General features: G+C 61.7%; 18 protein-coding genes. 10 read left to right on the forward strand and 8 right to left on the reverse strand.

Features of this window, described 5'->3' with window-relative positions; genetic code table 11:
- Positions 1-49: 49 nt before the first annotated feature.
- On the forward strand, positions 50-1,249 hold the full coding sequence (locus M1D68_RS19230; RefSeq protein ID WP_434560261.1) for an MFS transporter: 1,200 nt from the start codon (positions 50-52) through the stop codon (positions 1,247-1,249).
- Here M1D68_RS19230 and arfB read toward each other — a convergent pair.
- The 3 genes from arfB to M1D68_RS19245 form a co-directional block, all read right to left on the reverse strand.
- Positions 1,246-1,659, reverse strand: coding sequence for an alternative ribosome rescue aminoacyl-tRNA hydrolase ArfB (gene arfB, locus M1D68_RS19235; RefSeq protein ID WP_420765184.1), 414 nt, complete (start codon positions 1,657-1,659; stop codon positions 1,246-1,248). The two genes, M1D68_RS19230 and arfB, sit on opposite strands and share 4 nt — an antisense overlap.
- 116 nt (positions 1,660-1,775) lie before the next feature.
- Entirely contained in the window at positions 1,776-3,194 is a 1,419-nt protein-coding gene (locus tag M1D68_RS19240; RefSeq protein ID WP_457968045.1) for an amino acid permease, read from the reverse strand.
- Between the two features lie 651 nt (positions 3,195-3,845).
- Positions 3,846-4,118, reverse strand: a complete 273-nt coding sequence (locus tag M1D68_RS19245; protein ID WP_420765186.1) for a hypothetical protein — start codon at positions 4,116-4,118, stop codon at positions 3,846-3,848.
- 14 nt (positions 4,119-4,132) lie between these two features.
- Here M1D68_RS19245 and M1D68_RS19250 point away from each other — a divergent pair, with 14 nt between their 5' ends.
- Both M1D68_RS19250 and M1D68_RS19255 read left to right on the forward strand, forming a co-directional pair.
- A complete protein-coding gene (locus tag M1D68_RS19250) occupies positions 4,133-4,270 on the forward strand; it encodes a hypothetical protein (protein ID WP_003178782.1) in 138 nt (45 codons plus the stop codon).
- A gap of 84 nt (positions 4,271-4,354) precedes the next feature.
- Positions 4,355-5,317 carry a M29 family metallopeptidase gene (locus tag M1D68_RS19255; RefSeq protein WP_434607375.1) on the forward strand — a complete coding sequence of 321 codons (963 nt, stop codon included), beginning with the start codon at positions 4,355-4,357 and terminating at the stop codon, positions 5,315-5,317.
- Positions 5,318-5,543: 226 nt separating this feature from the next.
- On the opposite strand, the gene rluB is transcribed toward M1D68_RS19255, so the two are convergent.
- The 5 genes from rluB to M1D68_RS19280 form a co-directional block, all read right to left on the reverse strand.
- Entirely contained in the window at positions 5,544-6,776 is a 1,233-nt protein-coding gene (gene rluB / locus M1D68_RS19260; protein WP_457968046.1) for a 23S rRNA pseudouridine(2605) synthase RluB, read from the reverse strand.
- A gap of 231 nt (positions 6,777-7,007) precedes the next feature.
- Positions 7,008-7,955 (reverse strand): SMC-Scp complex subunit ScpB, encoded by a 948-nt coding sequence (gene scpB / locus M1D68_RS19265; protein WP_420765189.1) that lies wholly within the window; start codon positions 7,953-7,955, stop codon positions 7,008-7,010.
- Between the two features lie 11 nt (positions 7,956-7,966).
- The gene (locus M1D68_RS19270; RefSeq protein ID WP_186706403.1) at positions 7,967-8,665 is read right to left on the reverse strand and encodes a segregation and condensation protein A; all 699 of its coding nucleotides are present in this window, start codon (positions 8,663-8,665) and stop codon (positions 7,967-7,969) included.
- A 132-nt stretch (positions 8,666-8,797) separates the two neighbouring features.
- Positions 8,798-9,427: an L-threonylcarbamoyladenylate synthase gene (locus M1D68_RS19275; protein WP_039591791.1), complete on the reverse strand. Its 630-nt coding sequence runs from the start codon at positions 9,425-9,427 to the stop codon at positions 8,798-8,800.
- Positions 9,428-9,440: 13 nt separating this feature from the next.
- Positions 9,441-10,304, reverse strand: a complete 864-nt coding sequence (locus tag M1D68_RS19280) for a PHP domain-containing protein (RefSeq protein ID WP_457968047.1) — start codon at positions 10,302-10,304, stop codon at positions 9,441-9,443.
- A gap of 87 nt (positions 10,305-10,391) precedes the next feature.
- On the opposite strand from M1D68_RS19280, the gene M1D68_RS19285 reads away from it, so the two are divergent.
- The 7 genes from M1D68_RS19285 (at position 10,392) to M1D68_RS19315 (ending at position 16,325) form a co-directional block, all read left to right on the forward strand.
- The gene (locus M1D68_RS19285; protein ID WP_420765191.1) at positions 10,392-10,988 is read left to right on the forward strand and encodes a septation protein A; all 597 of its coding nucleotides are present in this window, start codon (positions 10,392-10,394) and stop codon (positions 10,986-10,988) included.
- Between the two features lies 1 nt (position 10,989).
- Positions 10,990-11,289 (forward strand): YciI family protein, encoded by a 300-nt coding sequence (locus M1D68_RS19290; protein ID WP_420765192.1) that lies wholly within the window; start codon positions 10,990-10,992, stop codon positions 11,287-11,289.
- Positions 11,290-11,412: 123 nt separating this feature from the next.
- On the forward strand, positions 11,413-11,823 hold the full coding sequence (locus tag M1D68_RS19295; protein WP_420765193.1) for a translation initiation factor 2: 411 nt from the start codon (positions 11,413-11,415) through the stop codon (positions 11,821-11,823).
- Positions 11,824-11,830: 7 nt separating this feature from the next.
- Complete coding sequence (locus M1D68_RS19300) at positions 11,831-12,508, forward strand: response regulator transcription factor (RefSeq protein ID WP_434560269.1); 678 nt, start codon at positions 11,831-11,833, stop codon at positions 12,506-12,508.
- A 288-nt stretch (positions 12,509-12,796) separates the two neighbouring features.
- The gene (locus M1D68_RS19305) at positions 12,797-13,234 is read left to right on the forward strand and encodes a Spy/CpxP family protein refolding chaperone (protein WP_457968048.1); all 438 of its coding nucleotides are present in this window, start codon (positions 12,797-12,799) and stop codon (positions 13,232-13,234) included.
- Between the two features lie 68 nt (positions 13,235-13,302).
- Positions 13,303-14,655: a sensor histidine kinase gene (locus tag M1D68_RS19310; protein ID WP_457968049.1), complete on the forward strand. Its 1,353-nt coding sequence runs from the start codon at positions 13,303-13,305 to the stop codon at positions 14,653-14,655.
- A 242-nt stretch (positions 14,656-14,897) separates the two neighbouring features.
- Positions 14,898-16,325 (forward strand): di-heme oxidoreductase family protein, encoded by a 1,428-nt coding sequence (locus tag M1D68_RS19315; RefSeq protein ID WP_457968050.1) that lies wholly within the window; start codon positions 14,898-14,900, stop codon positions 16,323-16,325.
- The last annotated feature ends 11 nt before the right edge of the window (positions 16,326-16,336 follow it).

Below are 16,336 nucleotides of genomic sequence, written 5' to 3' on the forward strand. Positions count from 1 at the left end.
CGTTATCATAAGCAGCCTATCTATCCTGCTGCCCCGTGGACCTTCCCCCATGCCAGATTCCCAGCGCCCCATGGCGGTCACGCTGCAAGTCGTTTCCATTGTCCTGTTTACCTTCATCGGCTATCTGAACATCGGCATTCCGTTGGCCGTGTTGCCCGGATTCGTCCACGGTGAGCTGGGATTCGGCGCGGTGATCGCCGGGCTGGTGATCAGCGTCCAGTATTTGGCTACTCTGCTCAGCCGTCCTTATGCGGGACGCATCATCGACAACCTCGGCAGCAAGCGCGCTGTCATGTTCGGCCTGGCCGGGTGTGGTTTGAGCGGCGTGTTCATGCTGGTTTCTGCCTGGACCGCCGGCATGCCGGTCCTGAGCCTGACCAGCCTGTTGATCGGTCGCCTGGTGCTGGGCAGCGCGGAAAGCCTGGTGGGCTCGGGCTCGATTGGCTGGGGCATCGGCCGGGTCGGCGCGGCGAATACCGCCAAGGTCATCTCGTGGAACGGCATCGCCAGCTACGGCGCGCTGGCGATCGGCGCGCCGTTGGGGGTTTGGCTGGTGAAATCCCTGGGGCTTTGGAGCATGGGCGTCAGCATCCTCCTGTTGGCCGTGCTCGGGCTGGCGTTGGCCTGGCCAAAAACCGCGGCCCCCATCGTCGTCGGCGAACGCCTTCCGTTCATGCATGTGCTGGGGCGAGTATTGCCCCACGGCTGCGGCCTGGCCCTGGGCTCCATCGGTTTCGGCACCATCGCCACCTTCATTACCCTGTATTACGCCACGCAGCATTGGGACAACGCGGTGCTGTGCCTGAGCCTGTTCGGTGCCTGCTTCATTGGTGCGCGCCTGCTGTTCGGCAATTTGATCAACCGCCTCGGCGGGTTCAGGGTCGCGATCGCCTGCCTGTCGGTGGAAACCCTGGGCTTGTTGCTGTTGTGGCTGGCGCCGGATGCGCAGTGGGCCCTGGCAGGCGCGGCGTTGAGCGGTTTCGGCTTTTCCCTGGTGTTCCCGGCGTTGGGCGTGGAAGCGGTCAATCTGGTGCCGGCCTCGAGCCGTGGAGCCGCGGTGGGGGCTTATTCGCTGTTCATCGATTTGTCGCTGGGCATCACCGGACCACTGGCCGGGGCAATCGCCGCCGGTTTCGGCTTTGCCTCGATTTTCCTGTTCGCTGCGCTGGCGGCCCTGGGTGGGCTGGGCCTGAGCGTCTACCTGTACCGGCAGGCCCCTCGCTACCGCGAAGAGCGGGAGAAGAACTAGAAATCCACCTTGCCGCGTCCGGCCTTGATCGAGCCGCGTTTGGTCTTGGATTCGAGGCGACGCTTTTTCGAGCCCAGGGTCGGTTTGGTCGGACGGCGTTTCTTTTCGATCTTGGTAGCGCTGAGGATCAGTTCGACAAGGCGCTCCAGTGCGTCCGCCCGGTTCTGTTCCTGCGTGCGGTACTGCTGGGCCTTGATGATCAACACCCCGTCGCTGGTAATGCGACTGTCGCGCAGGGCCAGCAGCCGTTCCTTGTAGAACTCGGGCAACGACGAGGCCGGAATATCGAACCGCAGGTGCACGGCGCTGGAAACCTTGTTGACGTTCTGCCCACCGGCGCCCTGGGCGCGAATGGCCGTCAGCTCGATCTCGGCGTCCGGGATGTGCACGGTATTGGAGATGACAAGCATGGAAAGTGTCCGGTGTCAGGGCCCACAGGATACCGCGAATTCCCAAGGCAACACCTGATCCCTGCCAGATACAACAAACCCGGCACTCGGCCGGGTTTGTCTTCTTTCAGCAGTGCTTACTTGGCGGCAGCCGCCACAGCGAGCTCATGCCGAGCCTCGCGCTTGTTCTTGATCACATAGCACACCCACATGAACACCACCCACACCGGAATCGCGTAGACCGAGATCTGAATGCCAGGGATGAGCAACATCACGCCGAGGATGAACACCACGAAAGCCAGGCAGACGTAGTTGCCATACGGATACCACAACGCCTTGAACAAAGGCGCCTGGCCAGTCTGGTTCATGTGCTGGCGGAACTTGAAGTGCGAGTAGCTGATCATTGCCCAGTTGATCACCAGCGTGGCGACCACCAACGACATCAACAACTCCAGCGCATGCTGCGGGATCAGGTAGTTCAGCAGAACCGCCACCAGCGTGATCGCCGCCGAAGCCAGGATCGAACGCACCGGCACGCCCCGCTTGTCGATTTTCGCCAGCGCCTTGGGCGCATCGCCCTGCTCGGCCATGCCCAGCAACATGCGGCTGTTGCAGTAGGTGCCGCTGTTGTACACCGACAGTGCAGCGGTCAGCACTACGAAGTTGAGGATGTGCGCCGCGGTGTCGCTGCCCAGCATCGAGAACACCTGCACGAACGGGCTGCCGCTGTAGGCGTCGCCCGAGGCGTTGAGCGTGGTCAGCAGGCTGTCCCATGGCGTCAGGGACAACAGCACCACCAAGGCACCGATGTAGAAGATCAGGATCCGGTAGATCACCTGGTTGATGGCCTTGGGGATCACGGTTCTCGGCTTGTCGGCTTCAGCCGCGGTGAACCCGAGCATCTCCAGGCCGCCGAAGGAGAACATGATGATCGCCATCGCCATGACCAGCCCGCTCACGCCATTGGGGAAGAACCCTCCGTGGGACCAGAGGTTGGTCACCGACGCTTGCGGGCCGCCGTGACCGCTCACCAGCAGATAGCTACCCAGGGCAATCATGCCGACAATCGCCACGACCTTGATGATCGCGAACCAGAACTCGGCCTCGCCGAAGACCTTGACGTTGGCCAGGTTGATCGCATTGATCAGGATGAAAAACGCCGCCGCCGACGCCCAGGTCGGGATATCCGGGGCCCAATAATGGATGTACTTGCCGACCGCGGTCAGCTCGGACATGCCCACCAGGATATACAGAATCCAGCAATTCCAACCCGACAGGAACCCGGCGAAACCGCCCCAGTATTTGTGGGCGAAATGGCTGAAGGAGCCGGCCACCGGCTCTTCGACGATCATTTCGCCCAACTGGCGCATGATCATGAAGGCGATGAAGCCGCAGATGGCATAGCCGAGGATCATCGACGGGCCGGCTGATTTCAGCACCCCCGCCGAGCCGAGGAACAAGCCGGTGCCGATCGCGCCACCAAGGGCGATCAGTTGAATGTGGCGATTTTTCAGGCCGCGTTTCAGCTCGCCCGAATGCGAGTTTTGTCCACTCATGAAAAGGGTCTCACGCAAGGTTTGATGATGTTCGTTAGACGTTGCCGCTCGAATCGGATCTCAAGCAGCGCCGATCAAACCCCAGCGCAGGCACCAGGAATTCAGCGTTTTCACAACGGTCATGCGTCACCTGTTTGTTTTTATCTGTGACGAAATCGAACCCGACACGCTTGTGGCGTGGCGGAATGAACAAGGCGGATAACCTTGAAAATGCGTGGGTACGCGAAGGGTCACAGTAAAACGCGGCGCATTGTACACCGCTGACCCCCTGCTGCCAGACATCACCGGATCAGCGTGTCGTTTGCCGGGATCGCACGGGGCCGCCTCGAACGTGTCGGGCGGCTGCGAAAAGATGTCCGGGCTCTTGCGAGCCGTTGATGTGAGCGATGCAAAAAGCGTCACCACAGAAGAATGGAAACGGAGCTACGGCGTTCATTGCGCCTCCTTTTTGTTATTCGCCTGCACGACAGGCATGGGACGCATCTCACCCTTGAATCGCCCGTGAAACAAGCGGCCCGGCGCCTTTCGAAATAGGAACGACAAGCCGACGCGGAAGTTTTTTCTTACAGCTGGGAGAAGCCCCGGGCATTGCCAGCGAGACGGGCAATACCCGTAAGCATTTCTTTACAAGCCGTAACGCAAACCTTCCGTTCAGGAGGTTTTCAGAAGCTGACTGCAAATTGACGGTAGATAGCTACCTAACCAAAAAAGAATGCCAGTCGGCTGTTTTGCAAGGGGTAAACCGGGTCGCAGAAAATGGAACAAAAAGTTCAAACGAAAAAAATAAAATAATTTTTTGCATTCCAAAAAACCGTCGACTAGGTTTTCAGCCACTTGCCAAGGCATCTTGCCGGCGAGTTTTTGCGGTGCCGATTCCGCCGGGCATGGCTCGCCGGATCGGCCCGCGTTTTCCGCAAAAGTCATCTAGGAGATTCACTATGCAAGCACTGGACAAAGACTTGGAAACCGAACTGCAACTGGACGAATGGTTCGAGGCACCGACCCATGAAGCCGCCGTTGAAATGATGCAAGCCGACGCCGTCGTTCCGTTCGGCACGGCGATGTGGCCTCTGTAAGCGATACCCGGCGGAGCTGATCCGGCCGGTCGGCTCCGCCACTTGCTGTCAGGACGCCAAATCAATCGTCAGGGAAGAATAAGCATGGACACACAACGAGCCATCTCACATTTCCTTTACTACCTCGAACATCATCCCGCCCTGGCCGGTATCCAGTCCGCCAAGGTCTTGCTCGGCCACACCGCAGACTACGAAGCGCTGGTCGCCAGCATTTCCGAACAGGCCGGCGCCTCGCCGTTCCGGTTCAGCACCATGCGCCTGGATCTTGAAACCACCGAGCGGCTGTCCCAAGCCATTGCCGACAGCGATCTGTACATTTTCTTCTACGACTCATCCACCCTTCCCAACCCGCGCCCCGATGGCCCGGACTTCGTCCGCGCATTGCAGGGCGTGATGGCGGATAACTGGAAGAAATCGCTGCTGTTCAAGGACTACGGCGAGTACTTCCATGACACCTTCAGCGTTATTCCCCAGCGCATCGCCGGGCTCAACAGCCACCTGATCCGCCGCATGTCCCAGGCCACCACGTTGAGCTTCGAGGACCACCATGGATCGTATTTCGACACCCCACTGAACAGTGTCAAGAAGTGGACGGACATCAACGGCGTCGGCAACTACGACCTTGCGCCTGGTGAAATCGCCACCCACAGCGACACCATCAATGGCCGTGTGAAGTTCGTCGGGACCTTCCTCAGCACGATCCCATTCGCCCGCAAATACGGCGTGCTGCAATCGCCATTGGAGCTGTGGATCGAAGATTCCACGATCCAGAAAATCGCCACCGATGTCCCAGGCCTGGAACACGATTTCAACCGGTACCTGGACGCCAATCCTTCCAACCGGCGCATCGAGGAACTGGGGATCGGCACCAACGAAGGGGTCAAGAGCCTGTACGCCCGCAATGCCGGTTTCGAGGAGCGCCATTGCGGCTTGCACCTGGGCCTCGGTGGCGGGGCCAAGGGTAGCCATCATCTGGATCTGATTTTCGAAGGCGGTGTGCTGGCGCTGGATAACGAGCCGATGTTCGACGGGCGGTTTGTGCTTTAGGCTGAAATTGATCGTGGGGGCTGCTGGCGCCATCGCGAGCAAGCTTGCTGCCGCAGTTGATCATCAGTGAACCATGGGGCTGTGCTCGACGCGGTCCTTGTGGGAGCGAGCCTGCTCGGAAAGGCTGACTCAAAGGCATCACATCACTAAAAGCCAGGCAAAAAAAACGCCAACCCAACGGTTGGCGTTTTTCCTTGCAGCTAAAAGCCAGAAGCCCGCAGCTGTTTTACTCCGGCTTACGACGCCCAAACCCCGGACGCTGTCCCGAACCCGCCGGCGCACCACGACGCTTGCCCGACGGTGCATCGCGATCGGCCAGGATGATGCCCGGACGCTTTTTCGGCGCAGGCTTGGCCGGACGCTTGGTGTCGGCCGGGCGATCCGCGACGGGCGTACCACGGCCAGCCGGGGCGCGGCCTTCGCCACGCTCGGTACGACCGTTGGCCGGACGCGGTGCGCGAGGACCACGCTCGCCGTCCTGGCGAGGTGCTGGCTTGCGCGCCGGGCGCTCGCCTTCGATCTGCGGCTCGCGGGAAGGACGCGGGCCGGTCGCTACGCCGTCGGCCGCCGGGCGCAGCGTACGCACGCGCTCGGTCTTGCCCATCGGACGCGAGGATTTGCGCTGCATCCGCTCCAGCTTATCCTTGCTCTTGGCGGTCATCTGCGGCATCGCCACAGGCTTGAGTCCCACTTCGGCCGCCAGGATGTCGACTTCCTGTTGGGTCATTTCACGCCAGCGACCCATCGGCAGGTCGGAGTTGAGGAACACCGGGCCGAAACGCACGCGCTTCAGGCGGCTGACCACCAGTCCCTGGGATTCCCACAGCCGCCGCACCTCACGGTTGCGACCTTCCATCACCACGCAGTGGTACCAATGGTTGAAACCTTCACCGCCCGGCGCCTGCTTGATGTCGGTGAAACGCGCGGGACCGTCTTCCAGCACGACGCCGGCCTTGAGGCGCTCGATCATCTCGTCGTCGACTTCGCCACGCACACGCACGGCGTATTCGCGGTCCATTTCGTAGGAAGGGTGCATCAGACGGTTCGCCAGCTCACCGTCAGTAGTGAACATCAGCAAACCGGTGGTGTTGATGTCCAGGCGGCCGATGTTGATCCAGCGGCCTTCCTTGGGGCGGGGCATCTTGTCGAACACGGTCGGACGGCCTTCCGGGTCGTCACGGGTGCAGATTTCGCCGTCGGGTTTGTTGTACATGATCACGCGGCGCACCGTTTCGGCGGCCTCTTCACGCTTGATCACCTTGCCATCGATGGTGATGGCGTCGTGCATGTCGACGCGCAGGCCCAAGGTGGCGTCTTTGCCATTGACCTTGATGCGGCCCTGGGTGATCCACGCTTCCACGTCACGGCGCGAACCGACGCCGATGCGGGCAAGGACCTTCTGCAGCTTTTCGCCTGCTGGGCCGATTTCCTGACTGTCGTTCTGGTCTAGGTCGTTCATTTCTGGGCACCTCCCGGTGTGGTCGAGCCAGGCTTGGCCTGGCACTTGAAAACAGGTCGTTCGGCGAAGGGATCGCCAAAGGGTCGCGAATCATACGCTCGTTGAGGTGATTGCGCATCAGAGACTAGCTGATCTGAATGCACGCAGCGTTTTTTCCGCTGATCGGTGGTGTGCAGGTTGGTGGAGTCTCATCGCTCCCACAGGGTGACAGCGGTGTGTCAGTCGATAGATTCAATCCTCAAACTGACGCCGTTCGTTTTCGATCGCTTCAGCCAGGGCGCGGGCTTCGGCCTCCTCCTCGCTCAGTTCGGGTTCCGGCGGCGCAAGGGCGGCGACGGCGGCCAGCAGTTTTTCCCGGGCCTCGGCAACGCCGAGAATGTCCCCTTGAGGTTCTGGCTGCGGCGCGTGCTCGGTTTCACTCAACAGCGGCGTCGGTTCATCCGTCTCCTCTTCAGGGGCCGGACCTTCACGCAGCAGGTCATCGAAGTCGGTCTTCAGGCCCTCCTCCATGCTGTCCAGTTCCAGGAGCAACGAATGGAAACTGGTCTCTTCCTTCGGTTCCTCCGGCTCGGCACTGGCATCGGCCAATTCCTGCAGGCCCTGGGGCACTGGAGCATCGTCGAATTCCAGCATCGGCTCGGGTTCCAGCTCACGCAATTCGGCCAGCGGCGGCAAGTCGTCGAGGTTCTTCAGGTTGAAATGATCGAGAAAAGCCTTGGTGGTGGCGAACATTGCCGGCTTGCCCGGCACGTCGCGATAGCCGACGACGCGGATCCACTCGCGCTCCAGCAACGTCTTGACGATGTTGCTGTTAACCGCCACGCCGCGCACGTCCTCGATCTCGCCGCGCGTGATCGGTTGGCGATAGGCGATCAGCGCCATGGTTTCTAGCAGCGCCCGGGAATAACGCTGAGGCCGCTCTTCCCACAGGCGCCCTACCCACGGGGCAAATTTCTCACGGATTTGCAGGCGGTACCCGGACGCCACCTCCTTAAGCTCGAAAGCCCGACCCTCGCAGGATTTGCCCAACAGCGTCAGGGCTTTTTTGAACACGGCGGGCTCGGGCCGCTCGCCTTCTTCGAAGAGTTCGAACAGCCGCTCCATCGATTGCGGCTTTCCAGAGGCCAACAGGAAAGCTTCAAGCAACGGCGCCAGCTCGCGGGGTTCAGTCAGGTTCATTGATTTGCTCGTTATTCGGCTCGGGCTCGCACATGGATCGCTGCGAACGGCTCATTCTGCACCAGCTCGACCAAGGATTCCTTGACCAATTCCAGGACCGCCATAAACGTTACCACCACGCCCAGCCGCCCCTCTTCGGCGGTGAACAGCTCGACGAAGGGCACAAAACCGCCGCCCTTGAGCCGCTCCAGCACATCGCTCATGCGCTCGCGGGTGGACAGCGCCTCGCGGCTGACCTGGTGACTTTCAAACATATCGCCCCGGCGCAGAACCTCGGCCATGGACATCAACAACTCTTCGAGGCTGACGTCGGGCAACAACTTGCGCGCCCGCGCCTCGGGGGCATCGAGCTTGGGCACCACCACATCGCGCCCCACCCGGCTCAAGCCGTCGATGCCTTCGGCGGCCGCCTTGAAGCGTTCGTATTCCTGCAAGCGGCGGATCAGCTCGGCCCGGGGATCGTCTTCTTCCTCTTCGACCTCGGCCGAGCGCGGCAGCAGCATGCGTGACTTGATCTCGGCCAGCATCGCCGCCATCACCAGGTATTCCGCCGCCAGCTCCAGACGCACCGATTGCATCAACTCGACGTAACCCATGTACTGGCGGGTGATTTCCGCCACGGGAATGTCGAGGATATTGATGTTCTGTTTGCGGATCAGGTACAGCAGCAGGTCGAGCGGGCCTTCGAAGGCTTCAAGGAAAACCTCCAGCGCATCCGGCGGAATGTACAGGTCCAACGGCATTTCCATGACCGCCTGGCCGTAGACCATGGCGAACGGCAACTCCTGCTGCGCGCCGGCCTGGCTGTCTACGCTGTCGACAACCGTTTCCACCACCGACATTCAGGCCTCGACCATGAACGGCGTCGGATCACCGCAACCGACGCGCACCACTTGCGGCTCGCCGTCAGCCAGATTGATCACGGTGGACGCTTTCATGCCACCGGAACCGCCGTCGATGATCAGGTCGACCTGGTGTTCGAGCAACTGGCGAATCTCGTAGGGGTCGGTCAACGGATCGGTCTCGCCGGGCATGATCAGTGTCACGCTCATCAAGGGCTCACCCAGCTCCGCCAACAGCGCCAGGGCAATGGGATGGCTTGGCACCCGAAGGCCGATGGTGCGCTTTTTCGGGTGCAGCAGCAGCCGCGGGACTTCCCGCGTGGCATTGAGAATGAAGGTGTACGGTCCCGGTAAATGGGCCTTGAGCAAGCGGAAGGTGCCGGTATCGATCTTGGCGAACAACCCCAACTGTGAAAGATCGCTGCAGATGAGCGCGAAGTTGTGCTTGTCATCCAACTGACGCAGGCGTCTTACCCGCTCGACGGCGTTTTTATCGCCGATCTGGCAACCAATGGCGTAGGACGAGTCGGTGGGATAAACCACTACGCCACCGCTACGGATGATTTCCACCGCCTGTTTGATCAGGCGCGCTTGCGGGTTTTCCGGATGAATCTGGAAAAATTGACTCACGTGTTCTACCTGTTCAGACGTCAGCGATAACGGGATCATGTTTGAATCTACACCATAGTGGTGGCAGATCTTCCGGCAAGGGGCGGTATTCGCCAATCTCGGACCAGCCCCCCGGGCCATGGAAATCGCTGCCGGCGCTCACCAGCAGTCCAAACTCCCGGGCGAGGATCGCCAGGCTGCCGACCTGTTCGGCCGGCTGATGGCCATTGACCACTTCGATGGCATGGCCCCCTGCTTGAATATAGTCGGCTATCAGGCGCCGGCGTTTGCTGCGGGTGAAATCGTAGTGCCAGGGATGCGCCAGGCTGATCCAGGCTCCGGCGGCCCGCAGCGTCCCGACCGTTTCCTCGAGCGTCGGCCAATGCTGCTTGACGTCCCCCAGCTTGCCGGCCCCCAGCCATTTGCGAAAGGCTTCGGCGCGGTCCTTGACGAAACCTTCGCGCACCATCCAGTCGGCAAAATGTGGCCGGGCCGGCGCGTTGCCGCTATCGCCCAGCTCCTGCTGGATCTGCCGGGCGCCTTCCAGCGCACCGGGCATGCCCTTGAGGGCAAGCTTGCGGCTGATTTCTTCGGAACGCAGCCAACGACCGTCGCGCAGCTCGGCAATGGCCTGGACCAGGGACGGTGCGGTGACATCAAAACCGTAGCCCAGCACGTGGATGGTCGCCCCGCCCCAGGTACAGGACAATTCGACCCCGTTGACCAACTGCATGCCCAAGGCGGTCGCGGCGCTACGCGCCTCATCGAGGCCTTCCAGGGTATCGTGATCGGTCAGGGCCAGGACTCGCACGCCGTGCTCGTACGCCCGCGCCACCAGAACCGCAGGCGCCAGGGCGCCATCGGAGGCCGTGCTATGGCAGTGCAAATCAACATTCACGAGACTTTGTTACCTCAAATCAGCTGGCCCTATCGCGGCCAAGGATGTTTGTTATTATGCCGCCACATCCTGCTCCTGGCTGCCACTGTGAAACAATTCATCGATTTCATCCCGCTCCTGCTGTTTTTCATCGTCTACAAGCTTGATCCCCGAACCGTCGACATTGCCGGTCACTCCTTGACTGTAGGCGGTATCTACAGCGCCACCGCGGTGTTGATCATCAGCTCCCTGGTGGTCTACGGCGCGCTGTTCATCTCCCAGCGCAAGCTGGAGAAAAGCCAGTGGCTGACCCTGATTGCCTGCCTTGTATTCGGCAGCCTGACCTTGGCCTTCCACAGTGAGACCTTCCTTAAATGGAAAGCCCCGGTGGTCAACTGGCTGTTTGCCCTGGCCTTCATCGGCAGTCACTTCATCGGTGATCGCCTGTTGATCAAGCGCATCATGGGGCACGCCATCAACCTGCCAGAAGTGATCTGGACCCGCTTGAACATCGCCTGGATCGCATTCTTCCTGTTCTGCGGCGCCGCCAATCTGTTCGTTGCGTTCACGTTCCAGGCGTACTGGGTCGACTTCAAGGTCTTCGGCAGCCTGGGCATGACGTTGCTGTTCCTGATCGGCCAGGGGATCTACCTGTCCCGCCATCTGCACGATGCCGACCCCACCACGCCAAAAACCGAGGACTGACATGCTCTACGCAATCATTGCCACCGACGTTGCCGATTCCCTGGAAAAACGCCTGGCCGCCCGCCCCGAGCACCTGGAGCGCCTGCAAAAGCTCAAGGCCGAAGGTCGCGTCGTGCTGGCCGGGCCGCACCCTGCGGTGGACAGCAACGACCCAGGCGCCGCCGGTTTCACTGGCAGCCTGATCGTGGCGGAGTTCGACTCGCTGGCCGCCGCGCAAGCCTGGGCCGAGGCCGACCCGTTCGTGACGGCCGGCGTCTATGCCAATGTCATGGTCAAGCCGTTCAAGCAAGTCCTGCCGTAACCCTCCGGGCGCGATGAGCCGTCCTGGCTCATTGCGCTCATTTGCTCATTTGCTCATTGTTCTCGTCGGCCTGCCGACAACCTGTCTAATCAGCCTAATCTCGATTGGAATTCAGGAGTTGCAATGCGCAAAGGTCCGTTGTGCCTGTTGTTGGTCACGTTAGCGATCGGGGCGCCCGCCCACGGCGAGGAAAGCACGGAGGCCGCTCATTCGGCGCCCTTGTCCTTGAGCGCGGGTGGCCATATCACCGAACTGCAGCAACGCTTGAAAGACAGCGAGCGCATGCGTGAAGAACTGACTCAACAACTGCAGAACGCCAACGGCGAGCGCGAAACCGCGCTGGTGGGACGGCTGCGCCAGGAAAACCAGCGCCTGAGGCTGCAACTCAAGGAAGCCCAGGCCAACCCCCTGCCACGTCTGCTGACTGACCAACAGCAATGGTTCGTCATTGGCGCCGGGGTAGCGCTATTGGCCCTGCTCTGCGGTATCTTTGCCAGCGGTGGACGTAGACAACGTCGGCAATGGCTAAATTGAGTGAGTCATGAGCGAGCTGTTACTGATAGATGATGACCAGGAGCTGTGTGAGCTCCTTGGCAGTTGGCTGGGCCAGGAAGGTTTCCAGGTCCGTGCTTGCCACGATGGCCTGAGCGCCCGCAAGGCCCTGGCCGAAACCGCCCCGTCGGCGGTGGTGCTGGATGTAATGCTGCCCGACGGCAGCGGCCTGGAACTGCTCAAGCAACTGCGCAACGATCACCCGGAGCTGCCGGTGCTGATGCTCTCGGCCCGTGGCGAGCCGCTGGACCGCATCCTCGGCCTGGAGCTGGGCGCTGACGATTACCTGGCCAAGCCCTGCGACCCACGGGAATTGACCGCCCGCCTGCGGGCCGTGCTGCGCCGCAGCCATCCGGCGGCGGTTTCCAGCCAGATTGAACTGGGTGACCTGACCTTCAGCCCTGTGCGGGGGGTGGTCAACATCGATGAACAGGAACAAACCCTCACCGTATCTGAAAGCCGCCTGCTCGAAGCGTTGCTCAAGCAGCCGGGCGAGCCCCTGGACAAGCAGGAGCTGGCGCAGATCGCCCTGGGCCGCAAGCTGACCCTATACGACCGCAGCCTCGACATGCACGTAAGCAACCTGCGCAAGAAAATCGGCCCCCACCCCGACGGCAGGCCGCGCATCGTGGCCCTGCGTAGCCGGGGGTATTACTACAGCCTTTGAACACGGCTTGGACCAAGAGACATAGCTAACCCTGTGGCGAGGGAGCTTGCTCCCGCTCGGTTGCGCAGCAACCGCAAGATCTTTGGGGCCGCTTCGCCCGAAGCGTCGGACCGGCCCAGCGGGAGCAAGCTCCCTCGCCACGGGGATTGTGTTCAGACTCCGAGATTTGTCAGGTCTGCACAAAAACGTCTTTACCCAAGCTTTACCCACCCCTGACCGCCGCTGACCTTGATCTCCGTAATCTGCACATATCCGGAACTGACCGGGAATGAGACAAGGAGAGACACCATGCGCAAGACCCTTACCGCCCTGCTGTTCGCCGCTGCCCTGCCGACCGTCGCCATGGCCATGCCCGAAGGTCCAGGCCCGATGGGCCCGATGGATGGCCCGCGCCACGGCGGCCAGATGCACGATAAAGGCCCGTACAGCCAACTGGACCTGAGCCGTGAACAACGCCAGCAGATCCGCCAGATCATGGGCGAGCAACGCCACGAACAACGGGAACTGGTGGACAAATACCTGGCCAAGCTCTCGCCAGCCGACCAGAAAGCCATGAAAGATGAAATGGACGCTCGGCATCAGAAAGTCGATGCGCAGATCCGCGGTCTGTTGAAACCCGAGCAGCAAAAGGCGTTTGATGCGATCCAGAAAAAACGCGCCGAACGTCGGGCCGAATGGGCCGAATTCAAGGCCTGGAAAGCGCAACAGCCGCAAAAAGCGCAATAATGCACTGAAGCACCATCAGCCCAACGGCACATCGCCGTTGGGCTTTCTTTGTTTTCGAGGATAACTCCGTGCGTTCATTGTTCTGGCGCGTCCTGGCCAGCTTCTGGTTGGCCATCGCTCTGGTGGCGGGACTTTCGATTCTCTTGGGCCATATGTTGAACCAGGACGCCTGGATCCTCAGCCGCCATCCGGGCCTCAACACCCTGGCCGAAGAGTGGACGCAGACTTACGAAAGCCAGGGCGAAGATGCCGCCCAGGACATCCTCAAACAACGCAAGCGCGAGTATCACGTCGATGTCCAGGTGCTCAACGAAAGCGGCGACCCGGTGGTGCGCGGCACGTTCCCACATCGGGCCGCGGCCTTCGAGGCGCGACAGAACAACGACGAACGCCGCCTGCCCTGGCGGCGCCTGACCGACGAATTCACCAGCGCCAAGACCGGCGACACCTATCTGTTCATCTATCGCATTCCCCACCCCGAATTGGACGCCTGGCATCGCGACAGCCTGCTCTGGCCCCTCAGCGCCTTGGCGATTGCGCTGGTGGTGCTGACCCTGTTCAGCCTGCTGGTGACGCTTTCCATCACCCGGCCATTGAGCCGGCTGCGCGGCGCGGTGCACGATCTGGGACAAGCGACCTACCAGCAGAACAGCCTCGCCAAGCTGGCCAACCGACGGGACGAGTTCGGCGTGTTGGCCACCGATTTCAACCGCATGGGTGCGCGCCTGCAGAGCCTGATCGCCAGCCAGCGCCAATTGCTGCGCGACGTGTCCCATGAACTGCGCTCGCCCTTGGCCCGACTGCGCATCGCCCTGGCGCTGGCGGAGCGGGCCAGCCCCGAAGAGCGCGAAAAACTCTGGCCGCGCCTGACCCGCGAATGTGATCGCCTGGAAGCGCTGATCAGTGAAATCCTGGTTCTGGCGCGGGTCGATGCCGACAACGCCAGCGCCGAAGAAATTGATCTCAACGGTCTGCTGATCAACCTGCAAAAAGACGCCCAGATGGCTTCACCGGAGCAGATCGTGCAGCTGGAAACGGAACAGGGTCTGACCCTCAAGGGCTGGCCGACCATGATCGAGCGGGCCGTGGACAACCTGTTGCGCAATGCACAGCGCTTCAGTCCCAACGGGCAGCCCGTTGAAATGCGCGCGGTGCGCCAGGGGGAACGAATTCTTATCAGCGTGCGCGATCACGGGCCTGGCGTGGAGGCGGAGCATCTGGGCCAGTTGGGCGAACCGTTCTACCGCGCCCCCGGCCAGACCGCCGCCGGCCACGGCCTGGGCCTGGCGATCGCCCGCCGCGCCGCCGAACGCCATGGCGGCACGTTGGGACTGGCCAACCATCCCGAGGGCGGATTCATTGCGACGCTGGAATTGCCGTTGGTGCCAGGGGCGGTGGTCTCCCCTACAGAACAACAGTGAACCCGTGGCGAGGGAGCTTGCTCCCGCTCGGCTGCGCAGCAGTCGCAAACCGGTTGGCTGGATTTACCTGTTGCACCGCGGCGCCTGGTTTTGGGGCTGCTTCGCACCCCAGCGGGAGCAAGCTCCCTCGCCACAGGAAATCAAGTGCCCCCCGATCAAACCAAACGATAATTCCTCTTATTCAAACTGCCCCGCCCTGTTAGACTTTGCGCCCGCGTTTCACTCGTCCCGCAGGATTTCCGATGTTGTCGTTGCCTCTTCGCTTATGCGCTCTGTTCCTGGCCCTGGGCCTGAGTGCCTGCGATGACGCCCCGCGTTTCACCCAGGCCGAACCCGGCGAAGCCAAGTCCGGCGGCGGCGCGACGGTGCGCAAGGCTGATCAGAACGCGTTCTCCCTGCCTTCGGCCAACCTGCCCCCCTCGCGACGCGTGGATTTCAGCGTCGGTAACAGTTTCTTCCGCAGCCCGTGGGTGATTGCGCCCTCGACCACGACCGCCCGCGACGGCCTCGGACCGCTATTCAATACCAACGCCTGCCAGAATTGCCATATCAAGGATGGACGCGGCCATCCACCGGCAGCCGATGCGAGCAGCGCGGTATCGATGCTGGTGCGCCTGTCGATTCCTGACGCGCCCCCCTACGCCAAGGTCATCGAGCAGCTCGGCGTCGTGCCGGAGCCGGTCTATGGCGCGCAATTGCAAGACATGTCGGTTCCTGGCGTCGCGCCGGAGGGCAAGGTACGAGTCGACTACACCCCGGTGCCGGTGCGTTTTGCCGACGGCACCGTCGTGGAGCTGCGCAAGCCGGCCTTGCAGATCACTCGATTGGGTTATGGCCCGATGCACCCCGACACGCGTTTTTCGGCTCGCGTCGCCCCGCCCATGATCGGCCTGGGTTTGCTCGAGGCCATCCCTGAAGACGCCATCCTGGCGAATGCCCAGGCTCAGGCGCGGGAGAAAAACGGTATCGCCGGCCGTCCGAACATGGTCTGGGACGATGTCCAGCAAAAGGCCGTGCCGGGGAGGTTCGGCTGGAAGGCCGGCCAGCCGAACCTCAATCAACAGAACGTTCATGCGTTTTCCGGGGACATGGGCCTGACAACCAGTTTGCGGCCGTTCGACGATTGCACCGAGGCCCAGGCCGATTGCAAGCGCGCGCCCAACGGCAACGGCCCACAGGGCGAGCCGGAAGTCAGCGATAACATCCTGCGCCTGGTGTTGTTCTACAGTCGCAACCTCGCGGTGCCGGCCCGCCGCGATGTGGATTCGCCCCAGGTGCTGGCGGGCAAGAATCTGTTTTTCCAGGCGGGCTGCCAATCCTGCCACACCCCCAAATACACTACGTCCGCCAATGCTGCCGAACCGGAGCTGGCGAACCAGGTCATCCGCCCCTACACCGACCTGCTGCTGCACGACATGGGCGAAGGCCTGGCTGACAACCGCAGCGAGTTCAAGGCCAGCGGTCGTGACTGGCGGACCCCGCCGCTCTGGGGCATCGGCCTGACCGAGACCGTCAACGGCCATACCCAGTTCCTGCATGATGGTCGCGCCCGCAACCTGCTCGAAGCCGTGCTGTGGCATGGCGGCGAAGCCCAGGCGGCGCAGCGACAGGTTCTAGCATTCAATGCCGAGCAGCGCGCTGCGTTGTTGGCTTTCCTGAATTCTCTTTAAACTTGATTTCC

The organism is Pseudomonas sp. R4-84, assembly GCF_054130985.1.